This is a genomic window from Anabaena sp. TISTR 8404, assembly GCF_056847745.1.
Window position 1 is genome coordinate 16,400 of record NZ_CP180578.1, and the last position, 25,579, is coordinate 41,978.

At 40.1% G+C, this 25,579-nt stretch carries 30 protein-coding genes and 3 pseudogenes; 17 read left to right on the top strand and 16 right to left on the bottom strand.

The genetic code is table 11. The features are described from left to right. Positions 1-3: 3 nt before the first annotated feature. Positions 4-369, bottom strand: coding sequence for a hypothetical protein (locus ACMX3D_RS00110; protein WP_482749476.1), 366 nt, complete (start codon positions 367-369; stop codon positions 4-6). 293 nt (positions 370-662) lie between these two features. On the opposite strand from ACMX3D_RS00110, the gene ACMX3D_RS00115 reads away from it, so the two are divergent. The 8 genes from ACMX3D_RS00115 (at position 663) to ACMX3D_RS00150 (ending at position 8,148) form a co-directional block, all read left to right on the top strand. Further along, entirely contained in the window at positions 663-869 is a 207-nt protein-coding gene (locus ACMX3D_RS00115) for a ribbon-helix-helix domain-containing protein (RefSeq protein WP_482749477.1), read from the top strand. After that, positions 866-1,090, top strand: a complete 225-nt coding sequence (locus tag ACMX3D_RS00120; protein WP_482749478.1) for a hypothetical protein — start codon at positions 866-868, stop codon at positions 1,088-1,090. Before ACMX3D_RS00115 ends, ACMX3D_RS00120 begins: the two co-directional genes overlap by 4 nt. 36 nt (positions 1,091-1,126) lie before the next feature. Next, a complete protein-coding gene (locus ACMX3D_RS00125; protein WP_482749479.1) occupies positions 1,127-1,747 on the top strand; it encodes a Uma2 family endonuclease in 621 nt (206 codons plus the stop codon). Positions 1,748-1,749: 2 nt separating this feature from the next. After that, a complete protein-coding gene (locus ACMX3D_RS00130; protein WP_482749480.1) occupies positions 1,750-1,956 on the top strand; it encodes a hypothetical protein in 207 nt (68 codons plus the stop codon). Next, positions 1,937-2,557: a Uma2 family endonuclease gene (locus tag ACMX3D_RS00135; RefSeq protein ID WP_482749481.1), complete on the top strand. Its 621-nt coding sequence runs from the start codon at positions 1,937-1,939 to the stop codon at positions 2,555-2,557. Before ACMX3D_RS00130 ends, ACMX3D_RS00135 begins: the two co-directional genes overlap by 20 nt. A 500-nt stretch (positions 2,558-3,057) precedes the next feature. Continuing rightward, positions 3,058-3,279, top strand: coding sequence for a hypothetical protein (locus tag ACMX3D_RS00140; RefSeq protein WP_482749482.1), 222 nt, complete (start codon positions 3,058-3,060; stop codon positions 3,277-3,279). Next, positions 3,272-7,213 (top strand): plasmid replication protein, CyRepA1 family, encoded by a 3,942-nt coding sequence (locus ACMX3D_RS00145; RefSeq protein ID WP_482749483.1) that lies wholly within the window; start codon positions 3,272-3,274, stop codon positions 7,211-7,213. The genes ACMX3D_RS00140 and ACMX3D_RS00145 overlap by 8 nt, the downstream gene beginning before the upstream one ends. A 761-nt stretch (positions 7,214-7,974) precedes the next feature. Further along, positions 7,975-8,148, top strand: coding sequence for a nuclease A inhibitor family protein (locus ACMX3D_RS00150; RefSeq protein WP_482749484.1), 174 nt, complete (start codon positions 7,975-7,977; stop codon positions 8,146-8,148). Positions 8,149-8,153: 5 nt separating this feature from the next. Here ACMX3D_RS00150 and ACMX3D_RS00155 read toward each other — a convergent pair whose 3' ends face one another. Then, positions 8,154-8,981, bottom strand: coding sequence for a DNA/RNA non-specific endonuclease (locus ACMX3D_RS00155; protein WP_482749485.1), 828 nt, complete (start codon positions 8,979-8,981; stop codon positions 8,154-8,156). Between the two features lie 196 nt (positions 8,982-9,177). Between ACMX3D_RS00155 and ACMX3D_RS00160 the strand changes: the two genes are divergently transcribed. Further along, positions 9,178-9,690: a hypothetical protein gene (locus tag ACMX3D_RS00160; protein WP_482749486.1), complete on the top strand. Its 513-nt coding sequence runs from the start codon at positions 9,178-9,180 to the stop codon at positions 9,688-9,690. A gap of 299 nt (positions 9,691-9,989) precedes the next feature. Here ACMX3D_RS00160 and ACMX3D_RS00165 read toward each other — a convergent pair whose 3' ends face one another. From ACMX3D_RS00165 to ACMX3D_RS00175, 3 genes are all read right to left on the bottom strand, one after another. Further along, on the bottom strand, positions 9,990-10,268 hold the full coding sequence (locus ACMX3D_RS00165; protein WP_482749487.1) for a hypothetical protein: 279 nt from the start codon (positions 10,266-10,268) through the stop codon (positions 9,990-9,992). A 72-nt stretch (positions 10,269-10,340) separates the two neighbouring features. Continuing rightward, positions 10,341-10,685, bottom strand: a complete 345-nt coding sequence (locus ACMX3D_RS00170) for a hypothetical protein (RefSeq protein ID WP_482749488.1) — start codon at positions 10,683-10,685, stop codon at positions 10,341-10,343. A 177-nt stretch (positions 10,686-10,862) separates the two neighbouring features. Next, on the bottom strand, positions 10,863-11,183 hold the full coding sequence (locus tag ACMX3D_RS00175; RefSeq protein WP_482749489.1) for a PadR family transcriptional regulator: 321 nt from the start codon (positions 11,181-11,183) through the stop codon (positions 10,863-10,865). A gap of 592 nt (positions 11,184-11,775) precedes the next feature. Between ACMX3D_RS00175 and ACMX3D_RS00180 the strand changes: the two genes are divergently transcribed. The 6 genes and pseudogenes from ACMX3D_RS00180 (at position 11,776) to ACMX3D_RS00205 (ending at position 16,967) form a co-directional block, all read left to right on the top strand. Then, positions 11,776-12,708, top strand: a complete 933-nt coding sequence (locus ACMX3D_RS00180) for a tyrosine-type recombinase/integrase (protein WP_482749490.1) — start codon at positions 11,776-11,778, stop codon at positions 12,706-12,708. An 8-nt stretch (positions 12,709-12,716) separates the two neighbouring features. Beyond that, a complete protein-coding gene (locus tag ACMX3D_RS00185) occupies positions 12,717-13,241 on the top strand; it encodes a hypothetical protein (RefSeq protein ID WP_482749491.1) in 525 nt (174 codons plus the stop codon). 321 nt (positions 13,242-13,562) lie between these two features. Continuing rightward, a pseudogene (locus ACMX3D_RS00190) lies at positions 13,563-13,754 on the top strand (IS4 family transposase); the annotation flags it as partial. An 88-nt stretch (positions 13,755-13,842) separates the two neighbouring features. After that, entirely contained in the window at positions 13,843-14,106 is a 264-nt protein-coding gene (locus ACMX3D_RS00195) for a hypothetical protein (protein WP_482749492.1), read from the top strand. Between the two features lie 240 nt (positions 14,107-14,346). After that, positions 14,347-15,486, top strand: coding sequence for a hypothetical protein (locus ACMX3D_RS00200; RefSeq protein ID WP_482749493.1), 1,140 nt, complete (start codon positions 14,347-14,349; stop codon positions 15,484-15,486). A gap of 161 nt (positions 15,487-15,647) precedes the next feature. Beyond that, positions 15,648-16,967: a glycoside hydrolase family 15 protein gene (locus tag ACMX3D_RS00205; protein WP_482749494.1), complete on the top strand. Its 1,320-nt coding sequence runs from the start codon at positions 15,648-15,650 to the stop codon at positions 16,965-16,967. 64 nt (positions 16,968-17,031) lie between these two features. Here the strand turns inward: ACMX3D_RS00205 and ACMX3D_RS00210 are convergent. From ACMX3D_RS00210 to ACMX3D_RS00220, 3 genes and pseudogenes are all read right to left on the bottom strand, one after another. Continuing rightward, positions 17,032-17,616, bottom strand: a pseudogene (locus ACMX3D_RS00210) (IS5/IS1182 family transposase); the annotation flags it as partial. Positions 17,617-18,028: 412 nt separating this feature from the next. Next, positions 18,029-18,526, bottom strand: a pseudogene (locus tag ACMX3D_RS00215) (transposase); the annotation flags it as partial. 191 nt (positions 18,527-18,717) lie between these two features. Further along, entirely contained in the window at positions 18,718-19,074 is a 357-nt protein-coding gene (locus ACMX3D_RS00220; protein WP_482749495.1) for a hypothetical protein, read from the bottom strand. 304 nt (positions 19,075-19,378) lie between these two features. On the opposite strand from ACMX3D_RS00220, the gene ACMX3D_RS00225 reads away from it, so the two are divergent. Further along, the gene (locus ACMX3D_RS00225) at positions 19,379-19,621 is read left to right on the top strand and encodes a transposase (protein ID WP_482749496.1); all 243 of its coding nucleotides are present in this window, start codon (positions 19,379-19,381) and stop codon (positions 19,619-19,621) included. Between the two features lie 442 nt (positions 19,622-20,063). Here ACMX3D_RS00225 and ACMX3D_RS00230 read toward each other — a convergent pair whose 3' ends face one another. The 7 genes from ACMX3D_RS00230 to ACMX3D_RS00260 form a co-directional block, all read right to left on the bottom strand. Beyond that, positions 20,064-20,567, bottom strand: a complete 504-nt coding sequence (locus tag ACMX3D_RS00230; protein WP_482749497.1) for a DUF1622 domain-containing protein — start codon at positions 20,565-20,567, stop codon at positions 20,064-20,066. Between the two features lie 226 nt (positions 20,568-20,793). Continuing rightward, a complete protein-coding gene (locus tag ACMX3D_RS00235) occupies positions 20,794-20,958 on the bottom strand; it encodes a hypothetical protein (RefSeq protein ID WP_482749498.1) in 165 nt (54 codons plus the stop codon). Between the two features lie 97 nt (positions 20,959-21,055). Continuing rightward, positions 21,056-21,370 (bottom strand): tyrosine-type recombinase/integrase, encoded by a 315-nt coding sequence (locus tag ACMX3D_RS00240; protein ID WP_482749499.1) that lies wholly within the window; start codon positions 21,368-21,370, stop codon positions 21,056-21,058. Positions 21,371-21,433: 63 nt separating this feature from the next. Further along, positions 21,434-21,889, bottom strand: coding sequence for a carboxysome distribution maintenance protein McdB (locus ACMX3D_RS00245; RefSeq protein WP_482749500.1), 456 nt, complete (start codon positions 21,887-21,889; stop codon positions 21,434-21,436). A 2-nt stretch (positions 21,890-21,891) separates the two neighbouring features. Beyond that, the gene (locus ACMX3D_RS00250; RefSeq protein WP_482749501.1) at positions 21,892-22,671 is read right to left on the bottom strand and encodes a ParA family protein; all 780 of its coding nucleotides are present in this window, start codon (positions 22,669-22,671) and stop codon (positions 21,892-21,894) included. 227 nt (positions 22,672-22,898) lie between these two features. After that, positions 22,899-23,783 carry a hypothetical protein gene (locus ACMX3D_RS00255; RefSeq protein WP_482749502.1) on the bottom strand — a complete coding sequence of 295 codons (885 nt, stop codon included), beginning with the start codon at positions 23,781-23,783 and terminating at the stop codon, positions 22,899-22,901. Positions 23,784-24,038: 255 nt separating this feature from the next. Further along, on the bottom strand, positions 24,039-24,470 hold the full coding sequence (locus tag ACMX3D_RS00260) for a hypothetical protein (RefSeq protein WP_482749503.1): 432 nt from the start codon (positions 24,468-24,470) through the stop codon (positions 24,039-24,041). A 786-nt stretch (positions 24,471-25,256) separates the two neighbouring features. Here ACMX3D_RS00260 and ACMX3D_RS00265 point away from each other — a divergent pair. Continuing rightward, entirely contained in the window at positions 25,257-25,382 is a 126-nt protein-coding gene (locus ACMX3D_RS00265) for a hypothetical protein (protein WP_482749504.1), read from the top strand. A gap of 3 nt (positions 25,383-25,385) precedes the next feature. Here ACMX3D_RS00265 and ACMX3D_RS00270 read toward each other — a convergent pair whose 3' ends face one another. Then, a complete protein-coding gene (locus ACMX3D_RS00270) occupies positions 25,386-25,538 on the bottom strand; it encodes a hypothetical protein (RefSeq protein ID WP_482749505.1) in 153 nt (50 codons plus the stop codon). Positions 25,539-25,579 lie beyond the last annotated feature (41 nt).

Genomic DNA, 25,579 nt, shown 5'->3' on the forward strand with positions numbered 1-25,579 from the left:
GATTTACGCTCCCTTTTTTATCTGTAATTGCTGGAATGCTTGCTGATAGCGATATCGGCTGAAATCAGGCTGATTTTTCAGGATGTACCCCTTGACCCGTTCACTGCGTCGTAGTTGAGCCATGAGGCGACCGACACGACTTAAAACCCAAGCTTGGTAAGGACTTAAGGGTGATTCTCTGTCAATAGTTCCGTCGTAGGCTTTGGGGTAGGCATTGCGGAATGATTCAATACGCCAAAATGCTATGTTTTCCCAAGCGCAAAGGGTAGAACGAGCTACACCCAACAAATCGGCTAAATGTGTTTTGGTGGTAGGAAACTCAAGAAATAAATCTAAATCGGTGGAATGCTTACAACGTCTAGGTTTCATTGGTCATACAGCAATAAATATGAATTAGTAGTTAATTAGCCAAGCACCGATAAACTAAGCAGCATAACATAGCGTCAAATCGCTAAACCCCATGCAATGCTTTTCTTTGGGGTACTCGTAAGACACTAATTAGTAGCTAGTTGTTGATCGATTGCTTATAGTGCTAATATAGCATCTATATAGATGTTTTATAGAGCTAAATAAAAATCTTTTTAGATGTAAATTAGTTTTGAGCTAAAAAGCCGCTAAATAGGGCGTTTCGAGAATCGTAATAGTATCATTAGGGTATACTAATGACTCAAAATATATGTAATTCCGTGAGTAAACGATTTTCAATAACAGTTCCCGACTATGTTTTTAAAGACCTGGAACGATTAGCGAGTATTCAAGGTAGACCTACTGCCACCTTAGTAGCTTTTGTTGTTGAAGCTTTTGTTAGAGAAGCAAAAGAAAGAGGTGAATTGCCTCCAGAAGAAAATACACAGGAGAAGTCAGCATGACAGAAGCGCAAATTGAAGATATAAACTCGCGCCTGGATGCCTTAACTCAAAGGGTCAGCAGCCTGGAATTACTTACAGGCACAATCGGCACTAGCCAAGTGGCAATTGCCCAAATTCTCAACACTCAGGCAGAACATACCCAAATTCTCAACGCTCACACCCAATTACTTAATGAGATTTTGCGGATACTGCGAGATCGCAATGGTGGCAGTGGGTTATGAGGTTCGACGCGAAACGACTACTGAAGGCAATAAATTATGATTCAAGCCTTACGTAAACTAGTAACCTTTGAAGATTTTGCAGCGTGGCGGCCCGAAGGCGGAAGATACGAATTACATGATGGCGTAATTGTTGAAATGGCACAACCGGCGGGAGACCATGAAGACGTTGTTGGTTTTATAGCAAGAAAACTAACAGTAGAATTTGACCGATTAAATTTACCTTATATAATCCCCAAAACTGCGCTTGTTAAACCAACTCAGTCGGAATCTGCCTACTCCCCAGATATCCTATTACTCAATCGCCCTAATTTAGTGAATGAGCCGCTATGGAAAAAAGAATCAACGGTAAGCCAAGCAGCATCAATTCCCTTAGTAGTTGAGGTAGTTAGTACCAACTGGGATGATGACTACTATACAAAACAGGGTAAGTATGAAAGTATTGGAATTCCTGAATACTGGGTTGTAGATTATCTCGGTCTAGGCGCTAAAAAGTTCACTGGCAACCCCAAACAGCCTACTATATCTATTTATCTATTAATCGATGCTGAATACCAAGTTACTCAATTTAGAGGCAGCGATCACATTGTCTCGCCTGCTTTCCCGGAATTGAATTTAACCGCCGAGCAGATTTTTCAAGCCCCCAGTCTCACATCATAACAATGCAACGACTACTGATTGAAGGTTCCTTAAGATATTGGGTAGCAAAAGAAATCTTAGGCGATCGCTGGTCTATTCCTGCTGCCAGAGATATTAACCACTGGCTTGTAGACAACGCGGAATTGCTACCTATGCCTTTTCCTTCCAGAGCTAAAGCTACTGGGTTTCCAATCTCCCGGAGGTTTTTAAATGATTCAAGCCTTACGTAAACCAGTAACCTTTGAAGATTTTGCAGCGTGGCGGCCTGAAGGCGGAAGATATGAATTACATGATGGCGTGATTGTTGAAATGGCACAACCAACGGGCGACCATGAAGATGTTGTGGGTTTTTTGGCACTAGAAATATCTGCTGATATTAAGCGATTACATTTACCTTATTACATTCCAAAAACTGTATTAGTCAAACCACTTGAAGGTGAATCAGCTTATTCACCAGACATATTAGTAATCAATCGACCAAATTTAGTGAATGAGCCTTTATGGAAAAAGGAATCGACTGTATCTCAGTCTGCATCTATTCCATTGGTTATTGAAGTTGTTAGTACTAATTGGCGAGATGATTACTACAAAAAATTAGCTGATTACGAAGGTATAGGTATTCCTGAATATTGGATTATAGATTACGCGGCTTGTGGCGCTAGAAAGTTCATTGGCAATCCTAAAGTGCCTACTATATCTATTTATCAACTAATCGATGGTGAGTACCAAGTTGCTCAATTTAGAGGCAGCGATCGCATCGAATCACTAACTTTCCCCGAATTGGCTCTGACTGCTGAACAGATTTTTCAATCTGCCATTCCACTAATGTAGGTCAGACCGCGCATCTAGGGTAAATCGCACTTCTTAATCCCAAGGGGCGATCGCAATTCTTAATGTTGCAAAGTTTAAAAACTTAACTAGATATAAACAAGTCCTGAGCAACTAATCCCGTAAAATGCAAACAGCCAAGTATAACGACATACAAATATGGCACAAAATAGTGTTTTGATAGCTTACAAGCTGGATCACCTTATCAAAAAAAATTAAGTCAAACATTCAAACCCTTGAATATTTACCGCTCAGATATGATGCTTTCCTATATTTCAGTAAGTTGACGAAAAATTGACAAAAAAAAGGGTGATTCCTCGACTTTCTGGTGTGACTGCCAGTTATTGCGAAGCCACAGAGCGTTTCTCAGGCGCTCCCAAAAAGCGGATTCTCACCGCTCACAAACTAATATTTATTTCTTTGACTTCAACGTAACACATAAGGCATCTTCCACCAAATACTCAACGAGGGATTACTCCAAATTTTTAAAGGAGTGATTCAGGATGCCAATAACTAAGAACGTCACCTGTGCATCGGTGGCGATCGCTCATAACAAATCGAAAAATTTTCTAGCTCAAAGAATATATACCTATAAATATTTTTTAATTGATCAGCATGAGCCTCGGCTGACAAATGGGCTAAAAATCCAGGAGCAGCAGGGATTTAAAGAAAATTCAGTAATTCTGATGCTGGGCTACTTCCAACAGGAGGTGGCAAATGCTTAATATTCGCCCCATTCCTACTAACAGAAATAATCCTTGCCCTATCTGCTTCAACATCAAGGGGGACTGCCGGGTTTTAGCGGATGATACAGTCTTTTGTCACGGACTAGTAGATGCCCAAAAGGGAGAAAAGGCTAATGGCTATGTATGTGTAAAACCCAGCAATGGGCATACAGCCACATTCAAACTCGACAACAGCACCGAATGGACTCAAGAACAACGCCAACAATGGATCAATGAACAAAGACGACGGCGTGAGCAATCCGAGAGGGAAGAACAGCAAAAATTAGCGCGACTGCTACCAATAGCTGACCGAGATGAACAATACCGCCGTATTGTTGCCGCCTTACCAGTGAATCAAAAACATCGCTGTGAGCTATCAAAACGCGGTTTAACCGACGATGAAATTGATTTTGCGCTTGCTCAAGGTTGGATTTGTAGTTGGCATCCTGGGACTCTTGTTAACGTTTCATCCGCACTAGCTGGGACTATTCTGGCTGATGGAGGTATACAGTTAACGGGTGTTTTTGGGATTGGAATTGCAGCTGTAAATAACAGCGGTAAAATCACAGGATTTCAGTTAGCTAGTGACAACCGTGTAAAGTATGGCAAGTACATTTGGTTGTCATCTGCTGCCAGAGGTGGCAATGGGCCACACCTGCCGGGCGGTGAATTACCTGTATTTGTTTGGCGGCATCCACAAGCAAACAACATAACTGAAACTTGGTTAGTGGAAGGCTGTTTAAAATCGCTAATTACTGCTCTGAAATTGTGGTTTAGGCATGGACGGAAAGACATTCAAATCATCGGTGCTGCTGGGGCAAACTGGCTAGGTTCAATTAATGCTGTCACAGAATCATTAGCCGAAGTGAGCAAGGTGGTTTTGTGTCCAGATGCCGGGAGTTTAAACAACTCTCTGATTTTAAGAAATTACAAAAAAATTATTGAGGAGTTGACCAGCATTGCTTATTCGGTTAGTGTGGCTTGGTGGGGCCAATTGGCAGAAGCTGACAGCGATATCGATGAACTGGAAAATATATTAGATTTTGAATTAATCACCCCAGGGGAGTTTCGTTTATTAGGACAAGAATATCAGTATGGACAATCAATCAATGTCACTGAAAGAATTATTGGATGCCAGACCGGAGATAGTGGAAGCCATCAATCAATATTACAAACAGGTGACGATGGAACAGTTCAAAGCAATGTCACCAGAAGCACCGACAGCAGCAGCGCAAGAATGGGCGGACAAGTATGCACCGCAAATAACCCTATCGGAGCTACTGGAAACAATCGATGGTGGTGGGATTGGCTGAAAAGCCGCCGTTATACACCTGATATAGTGCTAAATCAACCTAAGTTTAGGTTTACGAAAATTCCTGAGCGTAATGCCGTTATTTCTGTTAAATCAGGTCTAGGAACTGAGAAAACCAAAGCATTGATTGAGCTAATTAGAATATCTCCTAATCGTGCTTTTTTGATTGGTTATCGAAATAATTTATTACTGCAAACTGGTAATAGAGGTAGTGAAGTAGGGCTGAATATTTACCATTTACAACATGATGATGGTATCAGCTTAGTCGCTGATACTAATACTCATTTAGCTCTATGTTTAGACAGTATTCACCACATCGACGGTTATTTTAAAGGTGTCGATATTTATTTAGACGAGACTGTTTCTGTATTGCTTCATGCCACTAACGGGGGAACTCTCAAAGAAGAACAAGGCAGAGCAATAGCTATACTCTCTAAGGCTTTACAGGAGTGCAATAGAGTTATATTGCTTGATGGGAACATGGCTGATATTTATGCTAATTTCATAGCCAAGATAGCAGGTAAAAAGCTAATAAAAATCGAAAATAAAGCTCACATCCCACCACACAATTTTAAATTTATTGTTGGCATTGATGAAGAGGGAGAAATTAAAAAACGGGATAAGTCTCCGCTAATTAAAGCTTTGTTAGCTGATGATGTAATCCCCTGGATTGCTAGTGATTCCAAAGACTTAACAGATAGGCTGCATGAAATTCTCAAGCAAGCTCTTAAGCGTGGTTATGTTTTGAATAAGGATACATCAGGAGAAGATTGGGCTAAAGAGTTCTTAGTTAACCCAGATGTTTTTATCCAAAAGTACAAGCCAGAATACTTTATAATTTCGCCTACGGCTGAATCTGGTGTAAGTGTTACAGTCAAGAATTATTTTACAGATAAATTTACTTTCTTCACTGGGGTTCAAGGAACTAACAGCCAGCATCAAATGTTATTTAGACTGAGAGATAACAGTATCCCTCACTATGTTTTCTGTCCCGAAAAATCAACTATAAGGGATAGAAATAATCCGAAAAATTATTCAGTAAAAGCATTTGCTAAATTATTGGAGGAGAAAATTCTCCTATCAGCCATACTGGCGGCTGAGGACAATACTAGCAATATGTTAGAGATAATTGGTCAAGCGATTAGTCGTAGTAATAATGATTGGTGGGCTTTATCTTGCCAGCTAGGTGCGCTCGATAATTTTGAGATGAACAACCTCAGAGAATGTCTAATTTATGCTCTCAAAGAATCAGGGCATAGTGTTGAGGTTTGTGAGTGGAATAGCGCTCCTGAAGCTCAAGCTATAGAAAAGACAGCCAAAGAAGTTATCACCATGCGCTACGCTTTAGAACTTTATCAGGCGGTTGAGTTTTCTTCATTAGAAGAAGCTAATCAAGTCGCCAAAAGTAATCCTACTAAGTCAGTTCAACGCCGAATTGAAAAGACACGTCTACTAGACAGAATTCCGGGAATTAAAGAATCATCTGTATGGGATGTTAACTTTATTGCTGACTACTACTTGAAAGATAAAGAATTTATCAGTAAGCAACAGAGATTTTATTTGTTGAATAACTTTGAAATTTCCAAAAAACGTAGTGAGGTTAACTGGTATTATTTAGCGACTAACCAAAATTTCTTTTTATCTCAAGCCAAGGGTGATAGCCATTTAAAAGTTTGGGCATTACAACAGCTAAATATTGTTCAGTTTTTAGATGGGGAGTTTCACAAAAATTCTCCAGCAGTAGTCAATCTTATTAATACAGTCAGAAACAGAGATGATATTGCCTTAGCTCTCAACACTGTACCGAAACCAGAAACCGCATCAAAAAAAGAGAACATCGAGTTTTTGCGCTCCTTACTCGATAGCATAGGCATTAAGTTAGCCAAACCCACCAGAAAACTAGTTGATGGAATACGTGAGCGTGTTTACTGTGTCGATAAACAAGCAATGCAATTGCCTGTCAGGTTACAAGTCTTGCAAGCTCTAGCGCGAAAATTTGATAATTATTTAGAATCATCAGCAGTGGCTAAGGTTGATTGGGAGCAAGTGCCGATAATTGAGGTCGCAGAAGTTACTGTGACTGATACGGCGGCGACAATAGAAGACAAAACTCAACAGCAGCCAGCAGTAATAACTCAAAACTCAACACTCAGTAGTCAGCAGTGCGACATAGCACAAGAAAAAGCAGCGGCCCTGGTGGCAGTGGATGAGGAAATAAGCACACTGCCCACACTGCAAGATGGGTTAACCGCAGCACCAACAGTTATTAGTCATCAGTCAACAGTTAACACTCAACAGTTAACAACAGCTGAATCATCGCCACAAGTCAAAAGGGATGAGATTAACATTCATGGTAAGTGCCATGATCTAGAGTCAACTGAACAAGCTCAAACACAATCACACTGGACTGGGTTAAAACTGCGATTGCGGCAAGGGCTAGAAGTGACGGGCTTAATCTGGGGTAACTTATATCGAGAATTTTCCGAGAAATTTGGACAGGCGGTTGGCATAGCAGAGGGTGAACCAATTTTCAATCAGTACCATGATTGCTGGCATATCCCGATGATGTTTTCTACTGGATTCAGGTCGGTTCCCCATGAATGGCTAGAGATGGTCACTTAAATTCATCATGACTTATCTCGAAGCATCAGTTTGAATCCCCGCTTTTTAAAGCGGGGTGAGTCAATCATGCTAAGTGCCATTACTAACAACTTCAAATCCCTGTCTAACTAAGTCCATCAATCCGGTAGACTTAACGGTATTTTAAGTATGAATTTTGTAGCTTTTGAGACTATGCAGCAGAGGTAGCTATAGTGGTAGCTGTAGTGGTAGCTCTGTAGCTACCAGTGATGACATTCAAAAAATCAATTGTTATCGTTTCTTGACTTTTCTCCTGGTAGCTATAGTGATAGCTGTATAGCTACCAGTGGCGCAGTGAGTTTTGGGCAAATAAATGCCCTCAAACCCTTACAAACCCTATTTCCTAGCCATTTCTTGACCTGGATTTCATTCTCAATAAGCTGGGGTCTTATTGAGAATACATAATACCGCAATGTTACACGCATACTGCAAAAAAACCTTTTTAGTTTATTTATTGTCAGTAATTGAGGCTTATTGATAATAAATCAGATCAAAATCCTTGATTTTACGTACTTTTTTCGCTCAATTACCTAAAAACAGCAATTTTTGTACTTAATTAACTTTTGTGCTAACAAATACTGCCCAGGAGCGTATAATTGGGGTAATGCTGAAAGTGAGCTTCAAAAATGCTGTCGGATGACTTAAAATAACCGTACCTACTACGGTTATTTTGCCTTTTTTGCATTTGGGCGATTTGACTTTCAAGCCAGAAATACAGGGATTGAGAGCATTATATTGATAAGGTGGCAATTATTACCGAGCTAAAACTGAATTTCGCCTTAATTTCAGTTTTTGTCTTTTTTGAAAAAGATAGCATGGGTGGCGATCGCTTATGGCCCCACATTGATGTTTATGTTGTTGGCCAGACCCCAACAGGAAATTTAGCAGGAGTTTCTACTAAGGTTGTAGAAACTTGAGTTGTTTACTGCTGATCTACTTTGCTCTCAATAACTTCTTGAATATTTGGCGAAACTAAGGAGAGAAAATCGTAGCCAGTGAGTTGTTCTAATTCATCAATGCTGACTTTATAAGCTCTCCAGTCATTATTTAATTCTTCCTGGTTAGGGATATTAACCGCAATGACGCGAGTATTAGCAGTAATACCATTAAGCCCGGAGCCGGGCGTGTCTAAAACTACAACAATCTTCCAAGTGGTTTGAGGAACCGTTACCTTACCTTTGAGGGGTTCACCTTGACTACCACTAGGCCCTGCAATGATGTAAAGTTCTTTGCCCTGGCTCACTAATTCTCGACAATAATCTTCTAAATTGCCCCAAGTGTTCCGGTTGTTGTCCGGCGTTTGGGGCATCATGTTGGTCATTAAAAAAGTGGACGCATTATCCTCTTGTGTTAGGGTGCGGTCTGCTGATGGCACAATATGCCCCCGGTCATAACCACTCCCAGAGTACATAGAAGGAGTCACTCGCATCCAACCCGCAGGCAATGTGTTGTCCGGGCGGAAGTTATCCTGTCGTTTTGCTTCCCCTAGCCATGAGGAGTTAAGCTGCCAGCTTGCCCAATTCGCAGTTCCTTTACTGTTGTTGTAGGATAGTGCATATTGATTCTTTACCATCAGGTAATTATCAGGCGTAAGCTTTGTTGGAGTTGCACCGCTGGGATTTCCCAAGAGCAAATGCACACTTATTGATGGCGAAAGTTCGGTGTTAGGTGGCACTTGGGATTGGGCAGGCGTACACCCAACAACCAGTGCAAGTAAAGCTGCTACACCCCAAAAACGACGGCTTACCATAAATTTTTGTTTTCCTAATCACTGATCTGGTTTCAGCATTTCTGATTGTATTTTCAGACTGCGACTTCTGAGTTTTGTCTTATGGGAGCGTGTTAACTCTGAGAAAGAGCGTTCGCCGCAGTTTCCTCTTTGAAAATGCTTGTCGGCGATCGCTTTCACTCTACAATCAGGTTATTGCTATCAAAACTGATATCAAATGGCTGACCACAAGATCCCTCCTAGCGAAATGATTCGTGTCCCTACTGCCCTAATTCCAGCAGTAAAAGAACTATCGCGGCTGCACCGTCAAGGTCATACAATTGCCTTACTGCAAGCTTTAGAGGAATTGGTCAACCAGTTTGATAGCAATCTTGATATCGATATTGCCCCTAGCAGTAAATCAATTAAGCAGTTAGAAAAGAAGCTAGAAACAAAACTAGAGGCTATCTCTGTGCAGTTGGAAAAATTGCAAGGAGCGATCGCTTCCAGTAGACACAACACCAGATCGCGCAGACAAGCGCACCCGTACTACCAACAACCCCAAGTTGAATACCAACCCAGAACCAATGAAAGTTTAGCCCCAAGACTTGTTGTTAGTCCCCAAAGCCTGATTGTACAAAGAGAAAAATTAAGTGCCAAAGAATTTATCAGTTGGTCACGCAATCGTGACCCGATGAGTGTGGGGTGGGAATGGGATGCTAGAACTGAACTCTACCATCCAGTGAAATAGCTGCAAGCAAGTGCAGGGGCGAATAGATGTAGCTGAACTTTTCTACTTGTTGACCAGAGCGTTCGCCCCAGTCCCGGCAACTGGACTGGAGTGCTAACAAACACTGATTTGTTTGCGCTAAATATTACTCTCTTATCATGAATTAGTAAAATTCTAGTTGTATCACCGCCGCAACAACTACTTTGAGTATCTCTCTTGCTATCAAGGGTTTTTGATGTTTAGCAGAAGTTAATTTATTGCAGCGATAGTACAACTATTTTGAGTATTTCTATTCGCGCTCCCAAGATTGGGAATTCTGTTTACGGTGAGTTGAAAGTTTTCTGCTCTTGTTGAATCACAGCCCCAGTAATCGGCAGTGGCTTCTGAACTTCTTGTGGGGCAATCTGAAATCTCTGTGATATCAAAAGCGCAAAGATTCCAAAAAATCCAGCCGCTAAAAAACCGAGCAAGCTTAAATATGCAATAATTAACCCTGTATTCTCGCTGCTATTACGACTGATTTGAGATAGCTGACGGAATAACTGGCTGAGTTGATTATCTGTAGTTTTTGGATATTGTTGTTGCTTGTAGCGTGGCATAGTTTGTAAGTGAGATGTAAAAAAATTTGGCTGGACTGAACACAGATATTTATCTGTAGTTTTTTCTCACACTTAACGTTTACTCAATGCCTTCTTAAGTAAACTAAAGAGATTTTCAAGTTTAATATGTACTTGAAAAGCCCACAGAGATCCGCAAATATTCCACAGCATGATGCCTCGAATTAGCCAAATAGACTTCGGTTTTTCAGACTTCTGCAACTGTTGATGTAAACCTATTAGATCCGCTACGCAATCTTCTGGAAGCATTGACAAAATAATTTGATTTCTCTGCTTCAATAACAGCACCAGCGTTAAAATCAAGGCAGATACTGCTAATCCTAGAAATATCGATTTCAGCATCCACTCTCTATTTAACGCCTGTGTCTGCTCCCGTGATAGCAGCGTCCAAACTAACATAAACGGATTCCGCATCTCTTTGTTCAGATTGTAGGCTACTGGTGTTTTTATAGCTATAAAGGCCACTGCGACTGCAACTATACCTACAATTAGCCTCTTACACCACATTGAGTTTCCCCTCACTATTCCTAGTATTCTTATCCACTTTCCTTAGCTACTCGCCATTACTGTTTATCCTTAAGCAGGCTCTATTAACCCAGAACGATATATTTGCCAATCATTGAAAACACTTTCACCTAGCCCAGTCACTTGGTAGTATTTCCGTCTTGCTCCGCCAGTTTTTTCTTCTTCTTCACCCCAGCGCCATTCGATAAATCCCTTCTTCTCCAATCGATTTAGAGTCGGATATAGACTTCCGAAGCTCAAAGGGATGGGTCGGCCTGAGTTGAGATTATTCAGGATTTCTAATCCATATAATTCTTTTCTGCCGATTAGAACGGCAAGAATATCCCCTTCCAGAGCCGAGATATTTAGTATTTCGCCATCTTTTTTGTTCATAACTCCACAAATCGGATGTTTTATATATTCTATAGTATTAGACAAATCTATAAGGCTCCTATGTCTTTTGGAGTATTTTTTGCTCAACACTCCAGAAGCCCTGTAAACGCTCAGAACATACCAAGCGATAATTCGCCTGTTCAACAATGCTTGCTATGGTTGAACAACTTCAGATTGATTGTGTAGATGAATACTGAGCAAAATAAACGCAACTTTAGTCTGCGGCGTGTTGCGATACTGGTGGCCATTGGTGTAGTGGCTGTGATGCTTACAGGAATAGCTATTCCCGCTAAAAGCAGACACTCGCTTCAAACTTTGACAGCCGTCACCCAGTCCCGGCACGGGACGAAGGACTCATAAAACAGAGATAGCCAGATGACTGCTTTCTTGGTGAGGTCGATATATTTAAAGACTGGGGAAGGCAGTAGAAATATTGAAATGATGGTTGTGGTAATTGAAAAGCGGGGTGTTGAGATTGATATCGCCCAGTAGGTAAAGAAATGATGCTAAAGGGTTTTGGGGGGGCGAAACAGCTGTATGGGTAAGAAAAAGACAAAAGTAGCCTTTTGTCTGTTTGAGATATCGGTTGATTATGACACCAGTAGTAGCAGTAAAGGTCAGAGGTAAGCAACTATCCAAGTTAGCTCCGGTTAATGCCCAGCAGCGGTTAATTCAACTGTGGCTGCACGACAAGCCCGACTCGACCCAAAAATGTTATCTGCGTTATGCGGCGCAGTTCACTGCATTTTTGGCAGGGGTGAACAAAGCGATCGCCCACACAACTTTTGAGGATCTGGTTGAGTTTTCAGAACATTTGCATAACCGGGGATTAGCTGCACCTACGATTCAAACCTATATGGCAACGGTCAAAAGTTTGCTGTCTTTTGCTTACAAAACTGGCTACATCAAACAAAACCCCGGTGCTGCTATCTCTTTAAAGAAGGTTGACCAGCGTTTGCATTCTAAGGTGCTAACCGAAACTGATATCGCGCTGATGATTCGGCTGACCGAACGGGCCAAGTATCGTTATAAAGCTCAACAAGTTAGGGATGTGTTGATATTGAAGCTTTTATATGTGGCTGGTTTACGGGTGTCGGAGTTGGTAAGGCTGAGGTGGAAGGATTTCACTCAACGCGATTTCTCTGGGCAAGTGACGGTGGTAGGTAAGGGGGACAAGTCGCGTCACATTTTACTACCAGAATATCTGTGGCAGGAGTTGATGAGCTACCGGGGTGATGCTCCCAAAGATGCCTATGTCTTCCCTAGTCGCAAGGGTAAAGGCATGAAGCCACTGCAACGCCAAAATGTTGACCCCATTATTAAGGATGCAGCCCAACGAGCAGGACTAACAGAAAAAGTTAGTTGTCACTGGCTTAGGCATAGCCACGCTACCCATAATGCTGAGAGAGGTACACCTGTGCCGTTGCTCCAGCAAACAATGGGACACGCTGATATTGCAACGACATCGGGTTACATTCACATTCGCCCTGGTGATAGTAGTGCTTTGCATTTGCCAAGGGTTTAACATCACTATTGAAATTTAGCCACGCAGTCATTTCATCCTTATTAGATAATCAGCCAGCCCAAGATATAGAAGAAATTATCCTAGCTAGTCCGGCTGGATGGACTCATGATGAAGCTAAAGCATTAGTGCTAATCGCTCAAAATAAACTGGCAGATAAACAATCTCAATCAGAACAAAAACTCGACGATAAACAGCACTTTGAGTCAGAATATTTAGCTATAGCTGTGCCTGTTGCTGTGAAATTAATCAACTGGCAGTTACAAGAAAAAGGTGAACATAGCTTTAGATTTAAACGTGCAACACTGTCAAAACAAGGAAAAGAATTAGTATTTACCCATGATGAACGAGGTGAGATTTTTCGAGTGGCAGTCAACCGAAACCAGTCAGGTGAGCTTGAGTATTCAGCTATTTATCTGGGGGAAGTACACTCTGAAGACCTGAGCTTTTGGCAAAAAGCAGAGCGCATATTGCAACAAATAATAGAATCAGAACAGCAACAAGAACTCAGACAAAATAAAGGATTTTCCCTCTAGGTGTAGCGAACTGCAAACATCGGGAGATAAAACTGCAAACAAGCCGATTTTGAAACCACATTAAGATTCTTGGCAACTTTTGGTGATGATGAAAGGTTACTCAGATCTTGCACCTCTACGTATAACCCCAGGTAAAGTAAAGAGATGCGCTATAAAACTACCTCATTTTTATGAGCTTTTAACGCTAAATAAAGGGTTTGGCTTTTTTACTGAGTAATAAAATTGCATCAATTTTTCTTGGTGCAAGATGTGAGGTTACGCGCTTTAAGGCAGAAGACAGAGGGCAGAAGGGCTTTATTTATAAGAATTACCAATCATTACTTTGCCTGCATTTCTTTGGAGATGATTTATTGAGGACTTTATCATTTTAGTGTTGCCCATGACAAAGGCAATGCTGATGACCCGATTAAATACTTTGCTGCCAAGGAGAATCAAGATTTGGGTGTAGTCAAAACTGGCATCACCGTGCCAAACTCTGCGAAAGCCAATCCCAAAGCTGAATCTGTCCCTTTTTTTCGTACCCACTTGACAAACGTGCAATTCTCTTAACCTGTCATGGGTGATACCTTTATCTAACTTTTGACTCAATCTTCTCTAACTTTTGTTAGAGGGTTATGTTTTAGGGATCAGAACAATAGAGATAGTTATTCTTGGCTTAGCGCAGCTTTTTGATGTGTCAGTCACTGAAGGTCTGCTCACTACTATTCTTGGTTTAGGCGGTGGAGCAATTGTAGGAATAACTGGAGCCAAATGGGTAGCAAGCTGGCTTCCAATTGCTGGAAGTGCAATATGTGCTGGCATTTCTGCGCTTCACACTGAAGGCTTTGGTTGGCTCGCATACAATTATTTTGAAGAAAATTGCTAATGGAGAAGCATTTTATTTCTCGAAAAAACGAGAAGGTAAGAGAAATCGACAGGTATGCGAGATACGAACAACTGAAACGATACTGAACATTATACGTGAGATGGTGAAACTCTAAAACGTAAAAATTATCAGAAAGCTACCTGATACGAAAACGGTCATGTGTAGTTTAGGGTGGGGTTGCAAAAGTGTTAATACGAGTAAGTTGAATACTTGTTAATAGGTGATTTTATTGAAGATTTTATGGAAACTTTAAGATCAGAAATTATCGAAACTGAAAAAGCCCGATCGGACTTTTTGAAATGGAAATTAATTACCAGTGCTGCTCTTGGTTCTGTATCCATTGGGATAATTAGTACGAATAATGAAAGGAGTAATATTCAAGATTTAGCTATTTTTTTCATTCCATTTGCCTGTGCATATATTGATTTGCTATGCTATCATTTAAATCTGCGAATATTTGTAATTAGCCATTTTTTTAGAAAAATCATTAAATATAATAATATTTTAAAAAATGATTTACAACAAAATTTTTTAGGGGAAAAAAATCGTGATTTACTGAATATTTTATGTGTTTATGAGGAAACATGTGCAAATGTTCGCTTCGTTTATGAGATAGAGAATTGGGCACTGAAATGGTCTAGTATATTTTTATCCCTAATAGTAATTGCAACTGTTTACTATGCACATGATAAATCAGATGCTTATTTGTATCTCACCGCTGGTATTTTAGGCATATTAATGGCATGGCTAACTGAGACTGTCTACTCTAGTAAGAGTAATGAATTAAATGAAAAATTAAAATTAGGAGATGAAGAAAATATCAATATGCCAGACAACTTAGAAAAATTAATAAAAATACTAAAAACTATAAACTTATTATTCTCATTTTTATTATTTGTATTTGGCACTTTTCTTATCATTGAATACATCATTCATGGCAATTACAACGAAGACTATCGAAATAGAGACTATGCAAAAGGACTGCTACTTGTTCTCCCTGGTATCTTATGCCTTTTGATGGCAACGTTAATTGAACACACTTATAAAAGGACTATAAAACTAGAAAAAGATATTTTTATACAAAAACACCAACCTCCATCTTCGTCATTTAGAGAATGGATTTTTTTCTTTCTTTATTCAGCATTTGTGCCTTTAATTGGTTTTTACTTACGAAGCCAAGACAAAATATTATACAAGTTATACAAGGAAATTGACGATAAATTTTTAGATTTATTAAATTTAGTTAAATATTTGGCAGCATTCTTGATTCATATAGGAATTATTTTACCTATCATATTATTATTTATTACATGGTTATCTTTTTATTTAGAAACAAAAAAACAAAAAGCAATAACAATAATAATAACTCCACCTGATTAAAGCATCTAAAGTATTAAGATTAAGATATCTGGCTTATCAATACTTAATATGCCAAATTACAGGAATCATATTTAATTTTTTAAATACAAATTACAGGAATCATATTTAATTTTTTAAATAACAGATGCAGTCAGATATAGACCATTTAGAATAGAGTATTTATGGAAGTTGTACCTTTTATACATAATAGTCAAGTTGCTCAGTTAGTGGAAACTAATTATAACTTAAAGAAGTTGCAAGATATCACCTTCCTACTACAGGAAAAAGGAACATTTAATTTTCCTGCTCTAGAGAATGGTCTTTTCTCAGCTGCAATTGTAACAGCTTCTACAGAATATAGCGGATATACCGCCGTATGGCTGCGAGACAATGTTTACGTTGCATACTCTCATTATATTCTTGGGAATAATGATATAGCCCTCAAGAACGCTAAGTGTTTGATGCAATATTTTCAGAAACATAAAAATCGTTTTGAAAATATTATTAATGCTCAAGTTGATCCAAAATGTGTGATGGCTCGTCCTCATGTTCGATTTAATGGAGAGAATCTAGCAGAAATTAATCAACCTTGGGAACATGCACAGAATGATGCATTGGGGTATTTCTTATGGTTCTATTGCAAGTTAATAAGTGACAAAATTTTGGAGCCAAATCAACAGGATGTTGAGACATTGGCACTATTTGCTTTATATTTTGAAGCTATTTCTTACTGGAAAGACGAGGATAGCGGTCATTGGGAAGAAGATCGTAAGGTAAAAGCTTCTAGTATTGGTGCTGTTGTTGCTGGACTAAAAGCTTTGAAAGAGCTAAATATGCAGCTTTCCTTCATATCACACTGTTGTCAATATAAAGGTAAGCTCATTACGATTGAGCTTTTAAATACATTGATTCAGAAAGGACTAAATGCACTTGAAGAAATTCTTCCTTGGGAGTCTAAACCGAAGAGACGCTACGATTCTGCTCTACTCTTCTTAATTTATCCCTTGCAAGTTATCAATGATGAAAAATCTAATGAGATTATTGCAGATGTAATTAATAATTTGCAAGGTAAGTACGGTATTCGGAGGTATTTAGGCGATTCATTCTGGTGTCATGACTATGAAGATATTCCGGAAAACATACGCACAAGCATATTTACAGAACGTGAACAGTGGCTGAAAGAAAATGGACGTGTTCTGAAGGATGATGAAGAAGCCCAGTGGTGCATTTTTGACCCCATCATCTCGGCAATATTTGGGATGAAATTTCAGAATACTCGGCAAGCAAAATTTTTAGAAAAACAGGTATTTTATCTAAATCGTTCGCTGGGACAACTAACTGCAACGGATTTCAAACTAGGTGGTTTCAAATGCCCTGAATTATATTATTTGAAAGGGGAAAATTATATACCTAACGACGCGACCCCGCTGTTGTGGACACAAGCAAATCTTCGTATAGCATTGGAGTTAATGAAGCAAAGTTTGGTTCTTGGCAACTTTTGATACTAGTGGCGAAATATTGCTTAATAAATAAGTTGGCTCCATCAAGAGTTATTTAGGATCTAAAAGCAGTTACCAACAATTCGGCATCTAGATATCCCGTATCAACGATATGCTTACTGGGAAGCAAATCCTTGTTAGCAAGTGAAGTATGGATTGCTTCAGTCACATCACCATCGGCGATGGGTGCTGCCGTCGTTTCAACATTTGTAATCAGATGTAAGGAATTTGGTTCGCAAGTCTCACTCAAATGAACTTTGTATCCTACCCATGATGTTGTATTCTTTTTTGAATAATGAGCATCTAAATCATAGGGTGAACTAATCATTAATGTAGCTGGCGGTATTCCTTGCTCTGTTCGCCAATAAATGTCGTTATTACATACATAGTATTGCTGTACCCATACTCGTCGTAGTGTTTCGACTGCTGGAACCTGTCGTAACCATTCTGGACTATGACCATCAAAGATAGCATCGAGCAGTTGTTTTCCATCTTCGCCATACACATGGGCTTGTTCCTCTTGCGCTGCTTTTGAAGTCGGTAGATGATAGTCTTCCATGCGCTCGCTATAACGTTCTATCCATTCTGGCTGGCTTTGAGCTTGCAACCAAGCAGGTGCAACAACGGCCAGCGCATTCAATGCAGCCCGCAGGACGTGAAGCCGAGATACGTGTAAAAAGCTGCAAGATGCTCTAAAAAGCCCTGCTATATATAGGTTTGAGCGTTTTTGAGGCTTATGTAGTATTTTGAGAGAACATACTTGCAGTGTAAGGGTCAATAATTGCTTTTTGTCTACCACAGAGAATTATAAATACTGTGTGGTTGAAATGAATCTAATATTTACCCTGTAAGAGTTTCAGACAATTAACTACGAAAGATGCTTATTGTCTAAGTTGTAAAACCTGTAAATAAAGTTAATAGATACTCCGGTTTTTGTAGCGATAGATACCCAAGATTTGTCCCCTTGTGTCAATTTCACTTGAAAATGGCTGAAACCTATATATAGTAGGAGTTTCCAGACCATCTTGCAGGTTTTTACACATATCTCGGCTTCACGTCCGCAGCGTTTCTCCAGCACACTCCAGTCGTGTCACTGCCCGAATGGTCGCGACAACATGGGTGGAGTCTGTCCGTTGGCGACCTCTTGCTTGCAGCCAGCCTTGTTGTTGACACCAGCTAAGGAGTTGATCAAACACTAAACTTTCAGCTTGTTGAGCGATCAAGCGAGTGCGAAATTCGCTCAAAACAGTGTGGTCAAACCCCTTATCTGTTAGTTCTAAACACAGGAGGTACTTCCAATCAATTCGGCTTCGGACAGCATCAGCGGCTTGACGATCTGTGAGTCCTTCAATGTACTGCAATATTGTCACCAGAGCTAATCGCATCGGTGATACTCCAGGTTGTCCCTGGTTAGAAAACAATGTACTAAAATCTTGGTCACTCACAAAGGAGTCAAGGCGATCTGCCATTGTGATGCAGAGGTTACCCTTCGGAAAAATAGCTTTGGCAACTTTAGCAGTTTCTGCTGGTACAGTATAGCCCGGTTGTGGATTCAGTGACATCGAACGATACCTCAAGCGATCGCTTTTTAGATCCTAAATAACTCTTGATGGAGCCAACTTATTTGTTAAGCAATATTTCGCCACCAGTATCAAAAGTTGCCAAGAACCATTTAATGGTTCAAATCACAATCTCGCATACCTGTCGATTTCTCTTACCTTCTCGTTTTTTCGAGAAATAAAATGCTTCTCCATTAGCAATTTTCTTCAAAATAATTGTATGCGAGCCAACCAAAGCCTTCAGTGTGAAGCGCAGAAATGCCAGCACATATTGCACCTCCAGCAATTGGAAGCCAGCTTGCTACCCATTTGGCTCCAGTTATTCCTACAATTGCTCCACCGCCTAAACCAAGAATAGTAGTGAGCAGACCTTCAGTGACTGACACATTAAAAAGCTGCGCTAAGTCATATATCATTTGGGTATGTATTGCTATCAAGACTGAGGTATCAGTTCCACCCGCCCCAGTTAAAATACCACTGGCAGCCGCAGCAGATGCTGCTTTTATAGTGGCATCATTGATTATTTTTGCTGCCTGATCATGTCTAGACATAAAAACCCATTCCCCTTAAGAACTCTATGCTATTAAGATAAGTAAAGCTAGGACAAACGCATCTAAAGTCTAAAAATTCTTTGATAGCAAGGGTTTGAGCGTTGTATAATTTAGCCTATTTTTCATTAATATCTTTATCCAGTAAGGGTTTTAGAAATCCTGTGCGTTCGTAGCCAACAATAACTATCTCTATTGTTCTGATCCCTAAAACATAACCCTCTAACAAAAGTTAGAGAAGATTGAGTCAAAAGTTAGAGGGGGTAAATGAGCAACGGTACAGATAGTTACGCTAAAGCTGTAAACCTTGCTGTATAGGTATTCTGCCAATCGATATTTGCAGCGGCGTGGTATTCGCTTAACCATTCCACGTAGGTCGAACGAACGCAGACGCGGTAAGTTTGATAAATCCATTTATCGCCAAAGAAATCGGGTCGAGCGATGTTTCAACCGTTTGAAACAATTTCGTCGGATTGCTACACGCTATGAGAAGAAAGCTGATAACTACCTTGCAATGCTGACACTTGCTTCCATCATTATGTGGCTATAGTTTTAAAACACGCCCTAGAAAAAAACTTTACTTTTTACTCAAGCCATTACCGGGCAAGGAAGTTGAGCGACATTGGCGGCGGTCAGCTTTATAAATACCTCTTTCTAACTGTAGCGAACTGCAAACATCCAGGGCTAAAACTGCAAAAAAGGCGATTTTGAAACGACATTAATTTGCAAATAAAGACGCTTCAAAACGACATTATTTGCAAATAAAACTGCAAACATAATTTTCAAACTGCAAACAACGAGTTTGAAACAACATTCTCTGCAAATAAGCTGTAATGCTTACTGGTAATGAGTTACAGAACTTATCGCCTAAAAAATGTCCAGAAAAAAAAAGAATCAATTAACAAAACACTTAGAACCCCAATTTTAAGCAAGTTAGTAACTTCCATTAGTCTCTATCTAGCTCAAACTTACTTATCAGAGATTAGGAATTGCTACTGTTGCTCCCACTTCTCAATTTCCCAATGGAGAAAGTAACCAAACAAGACTCGTATAATAGCAGTCACTACAAGTTTTATTAATGCTTGTGATGCCTCAATAACATAAATTGTCTCTAAAATATCTGCTGCTAGTTGAAAGTCTAGTGCTACAGCCAGCCATAATCCTATTTTTAACCGAATTTTTGAAGTTAAGACTATTAGACAAGAATTTAAATTGAACCAAGCTACCCGCTTGAAGACAGGATTAGATATTTTTTGGAAATCATGTTTAGCACTTTGAATTGAAAGGAATGAAAAAAACAGCCCTATAACAACACAGATAGAAAAAACCAGTCCTATAAAAACACAGAGAGCGGAAATAAGCTCCATAATAAAATGGAGGGGGCTGATTATTAACCGGAGCCGCTCCTCAAAAGAGTCTATACTTCTTATTGAAGTACTTAAGGTAATATCTGGTAAGGTTACTATCAGTTTGACACCAGACATATCAAGCAGCATGAACATCAACACCCATGATTCTTAATCTCCTTATAAGCCTATAAGCCTACTTAATTACCTAACAGTAAACACTATTTATCAGAAATTACTAAATCCAAGGGTGTAATTTATATTCCACTTTTTGATTGCCACAAGAAACAAATTACTCCTACTGGGGGTAGATGATTATTATTTTGCCTAAGAAATTTACTGTAAAAAGGTTTTAAGGGTGAATTTACTTCTTTAGCTATTTTTTCCGCCTACTGTAAGGCACATTCAGCAAATCAATCGCCCGTTTCTTAGCCGCTTCCCCACGCCTATCGTACTTACTTGTCGTATTTGGCGACGCATGACCTGCAAGTTTCGCTACCGTGACGATATCTACACCTGCATCCAATAGATTACCGGGCATTGCATAAATGCGGGATGAATTAAGCCTTTTTAGCAAATTGAACTATCGATTTTTCGAGCCTTTGCGCCTTTGTGCGAAACAAAAAACATCCCACTAATCAGCAACGCCGATTACCGATAAAAGTTCTTCTAAAATCATGGGGTGTAAACGCATCCACCTCGGCTTTTTCCCCGCGTCGTTGCAAAGCTCGTAACACCCCCTGCTCACTCATCCGTTTTGGAATGATTTTATTTGCCTTATTTAAAGGATAAAATAGCGGCCCTGGTGCTTTACCCTGAATCAGCAGCCAGTCAGTAACGGCTTGTACACCAGCTTCGGGTAAGTAGACAATTCGATTTTTCTCCTCACTTATTTGATTTGTAAGCCTTGCTGTGTCTGACACGTGAACGTCTTTGACTAACTGAACTGGCATTTGTCGCCAATTTACCCAGACGTTTCAATATGTCCCTGCACAGATTTTGGTGGCTCTTGGTCTTTATTTTGAAGGATTAGTCAGCATTGTGATTAACCGTTTAATTTGCCCAACCCGCTTGCGTTGGTCGTAGCGGCGTTTGGCTTCCGTAGTAATTTTTTCTACAAGTTCGTTATCGGCACTTGCAACAGTCCAGGCAGCTTCTAAAAATACCTCAACTGTGATTCCTTTGTCCTTACAAAGCTGTGTTAATTTTTGGTCGAGGTCTTTTTCTAAAACGATTGCTGAATGTCGCCGAGTTTGAGGGTATTTTTCAAGTTCGGCTTTCAGTTCGGCGATTGTGTCAGCTGAAGAAGCAGTTGGGTTCACTTGTTCTGTAACTGGGGTAGGTTGTTGTGGTAAGTTTTGCTCAAGAGCTTGGGGTTGAGGCTGTTCTTGAACCAGAAGTGCATCTTGGCGTGGTGTAACTGTCGGGCGATTGCGTTTGTTGCGTAGTTGGTTGAGTATGTTGTCTGACATTATTATTGGCTCCCAACAGATGTACGGATTTTCTCAATTAAGATTTCAAACGGATATTCTAGGTCGGTGTAACCCAACTGTGAGAGGGTTGTACGTTTGTTGATGGCTTGTTTATAGCGTTCTGATTCGCGGATTGAGGGTAGAACTAACTTTTCGCCTACTTCATCGCGCATTCCATCTACCGCCGCCCGACTTTCTTGCGCTTGGGTGTTACCAAACCAACGGTCGCGGAAGGGGAGTACACCTAAAATTGAGGCATTCGTCGCCCCGACATCGCGTAATCCGCTTAGTAAGTCGAGCGTCCGCACGAGGGAACCATAGCCTTTAACCGATGCTTCTGCGGGGATGATGAGAAAATCTGCTGCGCCGATCACTGTTAAACAAATTTGCGATCTCTGGGGCGGGGCATCGATAATGCACACTTTGAAGATTTGACTGACGGCTTCCAATCGCCGCTTGAGCAAGGTTGCACCAACTCCACTGTTAGATAAATAATCTTGCACGGTATCGAGTTGGTCATCGGCAGGGATGAGAAACAGATTGTCGTTATCTTTAGTCGGGTAAATGCAGTCCTCTGGTGCAACTGTTTTTTTAAGAAACTCCAATAGGGTTGGTTGGTTAGGTGACAACTCAAACCCCAGATAGGTAGTGAGATTATGTTGGGGGTCGGAGTCGAGCATCAAGGTAGTGAACCCCTGGCGTGATAGCAGCCGACCAAGGAACAGGGCAGTTGTCGTCTTGCCCTGACCGCCACTCAACGAGCTTACGGTAATTGTCAGCATCTCTATTTTTAGTAATTTATTAAATTAGCCAATTAACTTAAGCTGATTTAATAATTTTGTCAATTAATAAATTTAGCTAATTAGCTTTTTATATTTTTGGCTTTTTAGCTTTTATTAAAAAGCTAATTTTTTAAAATTAGCTTTCTGTTAAATTAGCTTTTTGAATAAAGCTAGTGACCTTCCCGCGTATGTTGAAGGATTCCGAGTCGGAAACTTACTTCAATGGTTCAAGCAATAACACTAGCAATTTTTTGGGCAACATCAGAATTGTCCCAATAACCAGTATGGGAATCGAAAATCAGAAATCCTGTTTCAACCGGGATGTCCACTAAAATTTGATTTCGGTTTTGTGGATTTCGTTTAAACAGTTCTGCTAAAGGATAAGCAATTGCATCTTCACTATCCCAAAAGTTATACCAAGACCGACCTTCACCTTGTACTGGATTGTGGAGTTTAGTAAATGGCTCTCCTTCAATCCATAGCGATCCTTTACGCATCATAAACAAACCGATAGGAGACCCCATTGTGAAGAAGTGGCGGAATTGTTGTCTCAAAAGTTTGATTTCTTCAGGCTTTATCGTTATTGGCTCTAAGTTTCTGTCTTCAGGTCTAGCAACGGGGTCTGGCTTTGGAATGAATGAAAAATCATCTTCCTTTTGAGGATGGAACAAGTGGAATAGATAATCGAAAGCAATCACTGAGCCGAGAGAATGGGCAATAATACTGTAGGTTGCGCCCTGGGATAATGGTTGCTTGAGGTCTTTCCAGATTTGTGACCAAACAGTGCGGCGGATAAAATTTACGTCTTCAGACACGTAGGCAATTACATCACCTAGAAAAAAGCTGATAAAGCCACGAATGCCGCGCATAGGGTTAAGGACTTGCTTTTCTATCTGAGGAAATGCTGCATCAAAGATAGTATGGGCTGCCTTCTGAAGCGGATCTACGTGCCAGTTTGTATAGATTCGCTCAAAGGAATCTTCAAACTTCTCTTTGCTAATTCCCGATTTTTTGATCAACCGCTCCCATAGGTCATCGTAGCTGGAATTGGGATTTTCATCGGGCTGATGCTCACCCATTCCATGAATGAAAATCAAATAGTGCTTTTCCATAAAAACTCTTCAGGAAGATGATTTTTTGATTATGCAAAACACTAAGTTTTGCACGGAAGCTAAATACGATAAAATTTACCTAGTGTAGTGTTGATGTAGTGTTTAAGTAATGTTTTGGGAGAGTGATCGCTAATAAAGTCAATAACCAAAGGGCCATCACCAGGGTTTAAGTTAAGTCCACAAACATCCTAGGCAATCTCGATGTCTTGAGTAATTACTGATTTTTCAAACTCGCTTCAGTGCAATTTATCATCACTACTCAACACCAAAAAATTTGTGAACTTCCTTCATTTCTTCTGACGGTTCAAAATTCAGCAAACCGTCGTCCTCTTCATCCTCTTCATCCCCGGAAGGGTCATCACCAGTAGAAATGGGTTTGACTTCATCTGCACTGTTGGTCACAACAGCGTCGTTCACAACAGCAGATTCTAGAAACACTTCCCGAATCAAAGCAGCTTGCGCTTCTAATTGCTTGATTGACCAAATCGCCCTTTGTCTGAGTACCTCTTTATCTACTCCATCAGCCGCAATGGCGAACGGCGACCAGTGTTGTTTAAGGGTCAGCATCACTATCTCTGGTAACTTCCCTAACCCAAACGGTTCTGTTCCCAGATAATTAATTATCTGTCCGTCAATGCTATCTGCTGTTCGCTTAATTGAAAAAAATACTTGTTGTGTCTGTTCCATTTTTATTCTCATAGAAAGTTTTCTGCACGTTAATACGCGCCTTTTTTCCATTTTCACTTTGCATAACAAGACGGACGACTCAATTAACGAAAATTTCAAACAATTCCTTCCGCTTGAAAAGCTCAGTTATAAACTCCTCTAAGTCTATGTAATTAGTAGAGTTTTCATCACTAAATTGTATAGTCAACTACAGTTTCTCTAGAATATGCCAGTACTATGCTTAAGCTATGTCTAGGATATGCTTAGACTAATTCTAGGGTATCAAAAATTTTTGCAAGTCTTTCAAAACCATTTCCAAAAACTATGTCTACGCTATGTTTAAGCATAGTGTAAGCATAGTTTACAGTAGTGGCATTTTGCGGTGTTCAACAATTCTTCGGTGAGTTAATAAAATAACCGTACTTACTACGGTTATTTTTGCTGTTCCCTTTTTCAGCCATTTTTGCAGCGCATTTTGGGCTAAAAATTGGATTTTTTGAGGATAAGTTATTTTAACAGAGTGAGAGTGAAATGGCTGACGCTATAGCGCCATTAAAGAAGTTAAAGCGGAGTAAGCTGACAGGCAGTGCAGTAAATGAGTTGATTGAGGCTGAATGCTACTCTGATGTTGCAAACATACTTCAAAAAACTAATTTCAATATAGAACTGCTTGAGCAAAGAAATTTTTAGTTCCAAGGTGCAGTAACAGGAGAAAGAATTATCCTTCAACAAAGCTACTTCCTCCCCTGCCTCAAGAGCTTTCTTCAAAGGTGGCAGTGCGATTGACTTGGTGATGTAAGTTAACAGTTGCAATTTCCCACTCTGCGATCGCTTGGCTTACTGACCGCTTTGGTGAAGCTGGGGCGATCGCTGCCCCTCATCGCCCCACCAGTAGATAGTCTGAGTGGGGGAAGTTTTATGTTACAGGCGTAGTGTTTAGGTAGTATTTGTTGTGAGCGATCGCCCCCAACCCATGAGAGAGTCAAAAAAACTTGCTTCAAAATTTAGGCATACTGTGCGGCCAGTCGCCGCTGTTAACTGCCATAAAATTACCAGAGATTTACCATCAAACTGCCATAGAACTGCCATAAAATTGCCGTTGCTTCAGCCTTGGTAAACCTCTGCTTGCC

Coding starts and splice junctions, on each gene's coding strand:
- ACMX3D_RS00250 (WP_482749501.1), bottom strand. CDS start 22,671: ATGCTGACAATTACCGTAAGCTCGTTGAGTGGCGGTCAGGGCAAGACG.
- ACMX3D_RS00130 (WP_482749480.1), top strand. CDS start 1,750: ATGCAACGACTACTGATTGAAGGTTCCTTAAGATATTGGGTAGCAAAA.
- ACMX3D_RS00170 (WP_482749488.1), bottom strand. CDS start 10,685: ATGTTAGTTTGGACGCTGCTATCACGGGAGCAGACACAGGCGTTAAAT.
- ACMX3D_RS00200 (WP_482749493.1), top strand. CDS start 14,347: ATGGAAACTTTAAGATCAGAAATTATCGAAACTGAAAAAGCCCGATCG.
- ACMX3D_RS00115 (WP_482749477.1), top strand. CDS start 663: ATGACTCAAAATATATGTAATTCCGTGAGTAAACGATTTTCAATAACA.
- ACMX3D_RS00205 (WP_482749494.1), top strand. CDS start 15,648: ATGGAAGTTGTACCTTTTATACATAATAGTCAAGTTGCTCAGTTAGTG.
- ACMX3D_RS00245 (WP_482749500.1), bottom strand. CDS start 21,889: ATGTCAGACAACATACTCAACCAACTACGCAACAAACGCAATCGCCCG.
- ACMX3D_RS00135 (WP_482749481.1), top strand. CDS start 1,937: ATGATTCAAGCCTTACGTAAACCAGTAACCTTTGAAGATTTTGCAGCG.
- ACMX3D_RS00175 (WP_482749489.1), bottom strand. CDS start 11,183: ATGAACAAAAAAGATGGCGAAATACTAAATATCTCGGCTCTGGAAGGG.
- ACMX3D_RS00120 (WP_482749478.1), top strand. CDS start 866: ATGACAGAAGCGCAAATTGAAGATATAAACTCGCGCCTGGATGCCTTA.
- ACMX3D_RS00230 (WP_482749497.1), bottom strand. CDS start 20,567: ATGCTGCTTGATATGTCTGGTGTCAAACTGATAGTAACCTTACCAGAT.
- ACMX3D_RS00110 (WP_482749476.1), bottom strand. CDS start 369: ATGAAACCTAGACGTTGTAAGCATTCCACCGATTTAGATTTATTTCTT.
- ACMX3D_RS00235 (WP_482749498.1), bottom strand. CDS start 20,958: ATGCCCGGTAATCTATTGGATGCAGGTGTAGATATCGTCACGGTAGCG.
- ACMX3D_RS00125 (WP_482749479.1), top strand. CDS start 1,127: ATGATTCAAGCCTTACGTAAACTAGTAACCTTTGAAGATTTTGCAGCG.
- ACMX3D_RS00260 (WP_482749503.1), bottom strand. CDS start 24,470: ATGGAACAGACACAACAAGTATTTTTTTCAATTAAGCGAACAGCAGAT.
- ACMX3D_RS00160 (WP_482749486.1), top strand. CDS start 9,178: ATGGCTGACCACAAGATCCCTCCTAGCGAAATGATTCGTGTCCCTACT.
- ACMX3D_RS00255 (WP_482749502.1), bottom strand. CDS start 23,783: ATGGAAAAGCACTATTTGATTTTCATTCATGGAATGGGTGAGCATCAG.
- ACMX3D_RS00220 (WP_482749495.1), bottom strand. CDS start 19,074: ATGTCTAGACATGATCAGGCAGCAAAAATAATCAATGATGCCACTATA.
- ACMX3D_RS00155 (WP_482749485.1), bottom strand. CDS start 8,981: ATGGTAAGCCGTCGTTTTTGGGGTGTAGCAGCTTTACTTGCACTGGTT.
- ACMX3D_RS00240 (WP_482749499.1), bottom strand. CDS start 21,370: ATGCCAGTTCAGTTAGTCAAAGACGTTCACGTGTCAGACACAGCAAGG.
- ACMX3D_RS00180 (WP_482749490.1), top strand. CDS start 11,776: ATGACACCAGTAGTAGCAGTAAAGGTCAGAGGTAAGCAACTATCCAAG.
- ACMX3D_RS00165 (WP_482749487.1), bottom strand. CDS start 10,268: ATGCCACGCTACAAGCAACAACAATATCCAAAAACTACAGATAATCAA.
- ACMX3D_RS00140 (WP_482749482.1), top strand. CDS start 3,058: ATGCCAATAACTAAGAACGTCACCTGTGCATCGGTGGCGATCGCTCAT.
- ACMX3D_RS00145 (WP_482749483.1), top strand. CDS start 3,272: ATGCTTAATATTCGCCCCATTCCTACTAACAGAAATAATCCTTGCCCT.
- ACMX3D_RS00270 (WP_482749505.1), bottom strand. CDS start 25,538: ATGGCAGTTCTATGGCAGTTTGATGGTAAATCTCTGGTAATTTTATGG.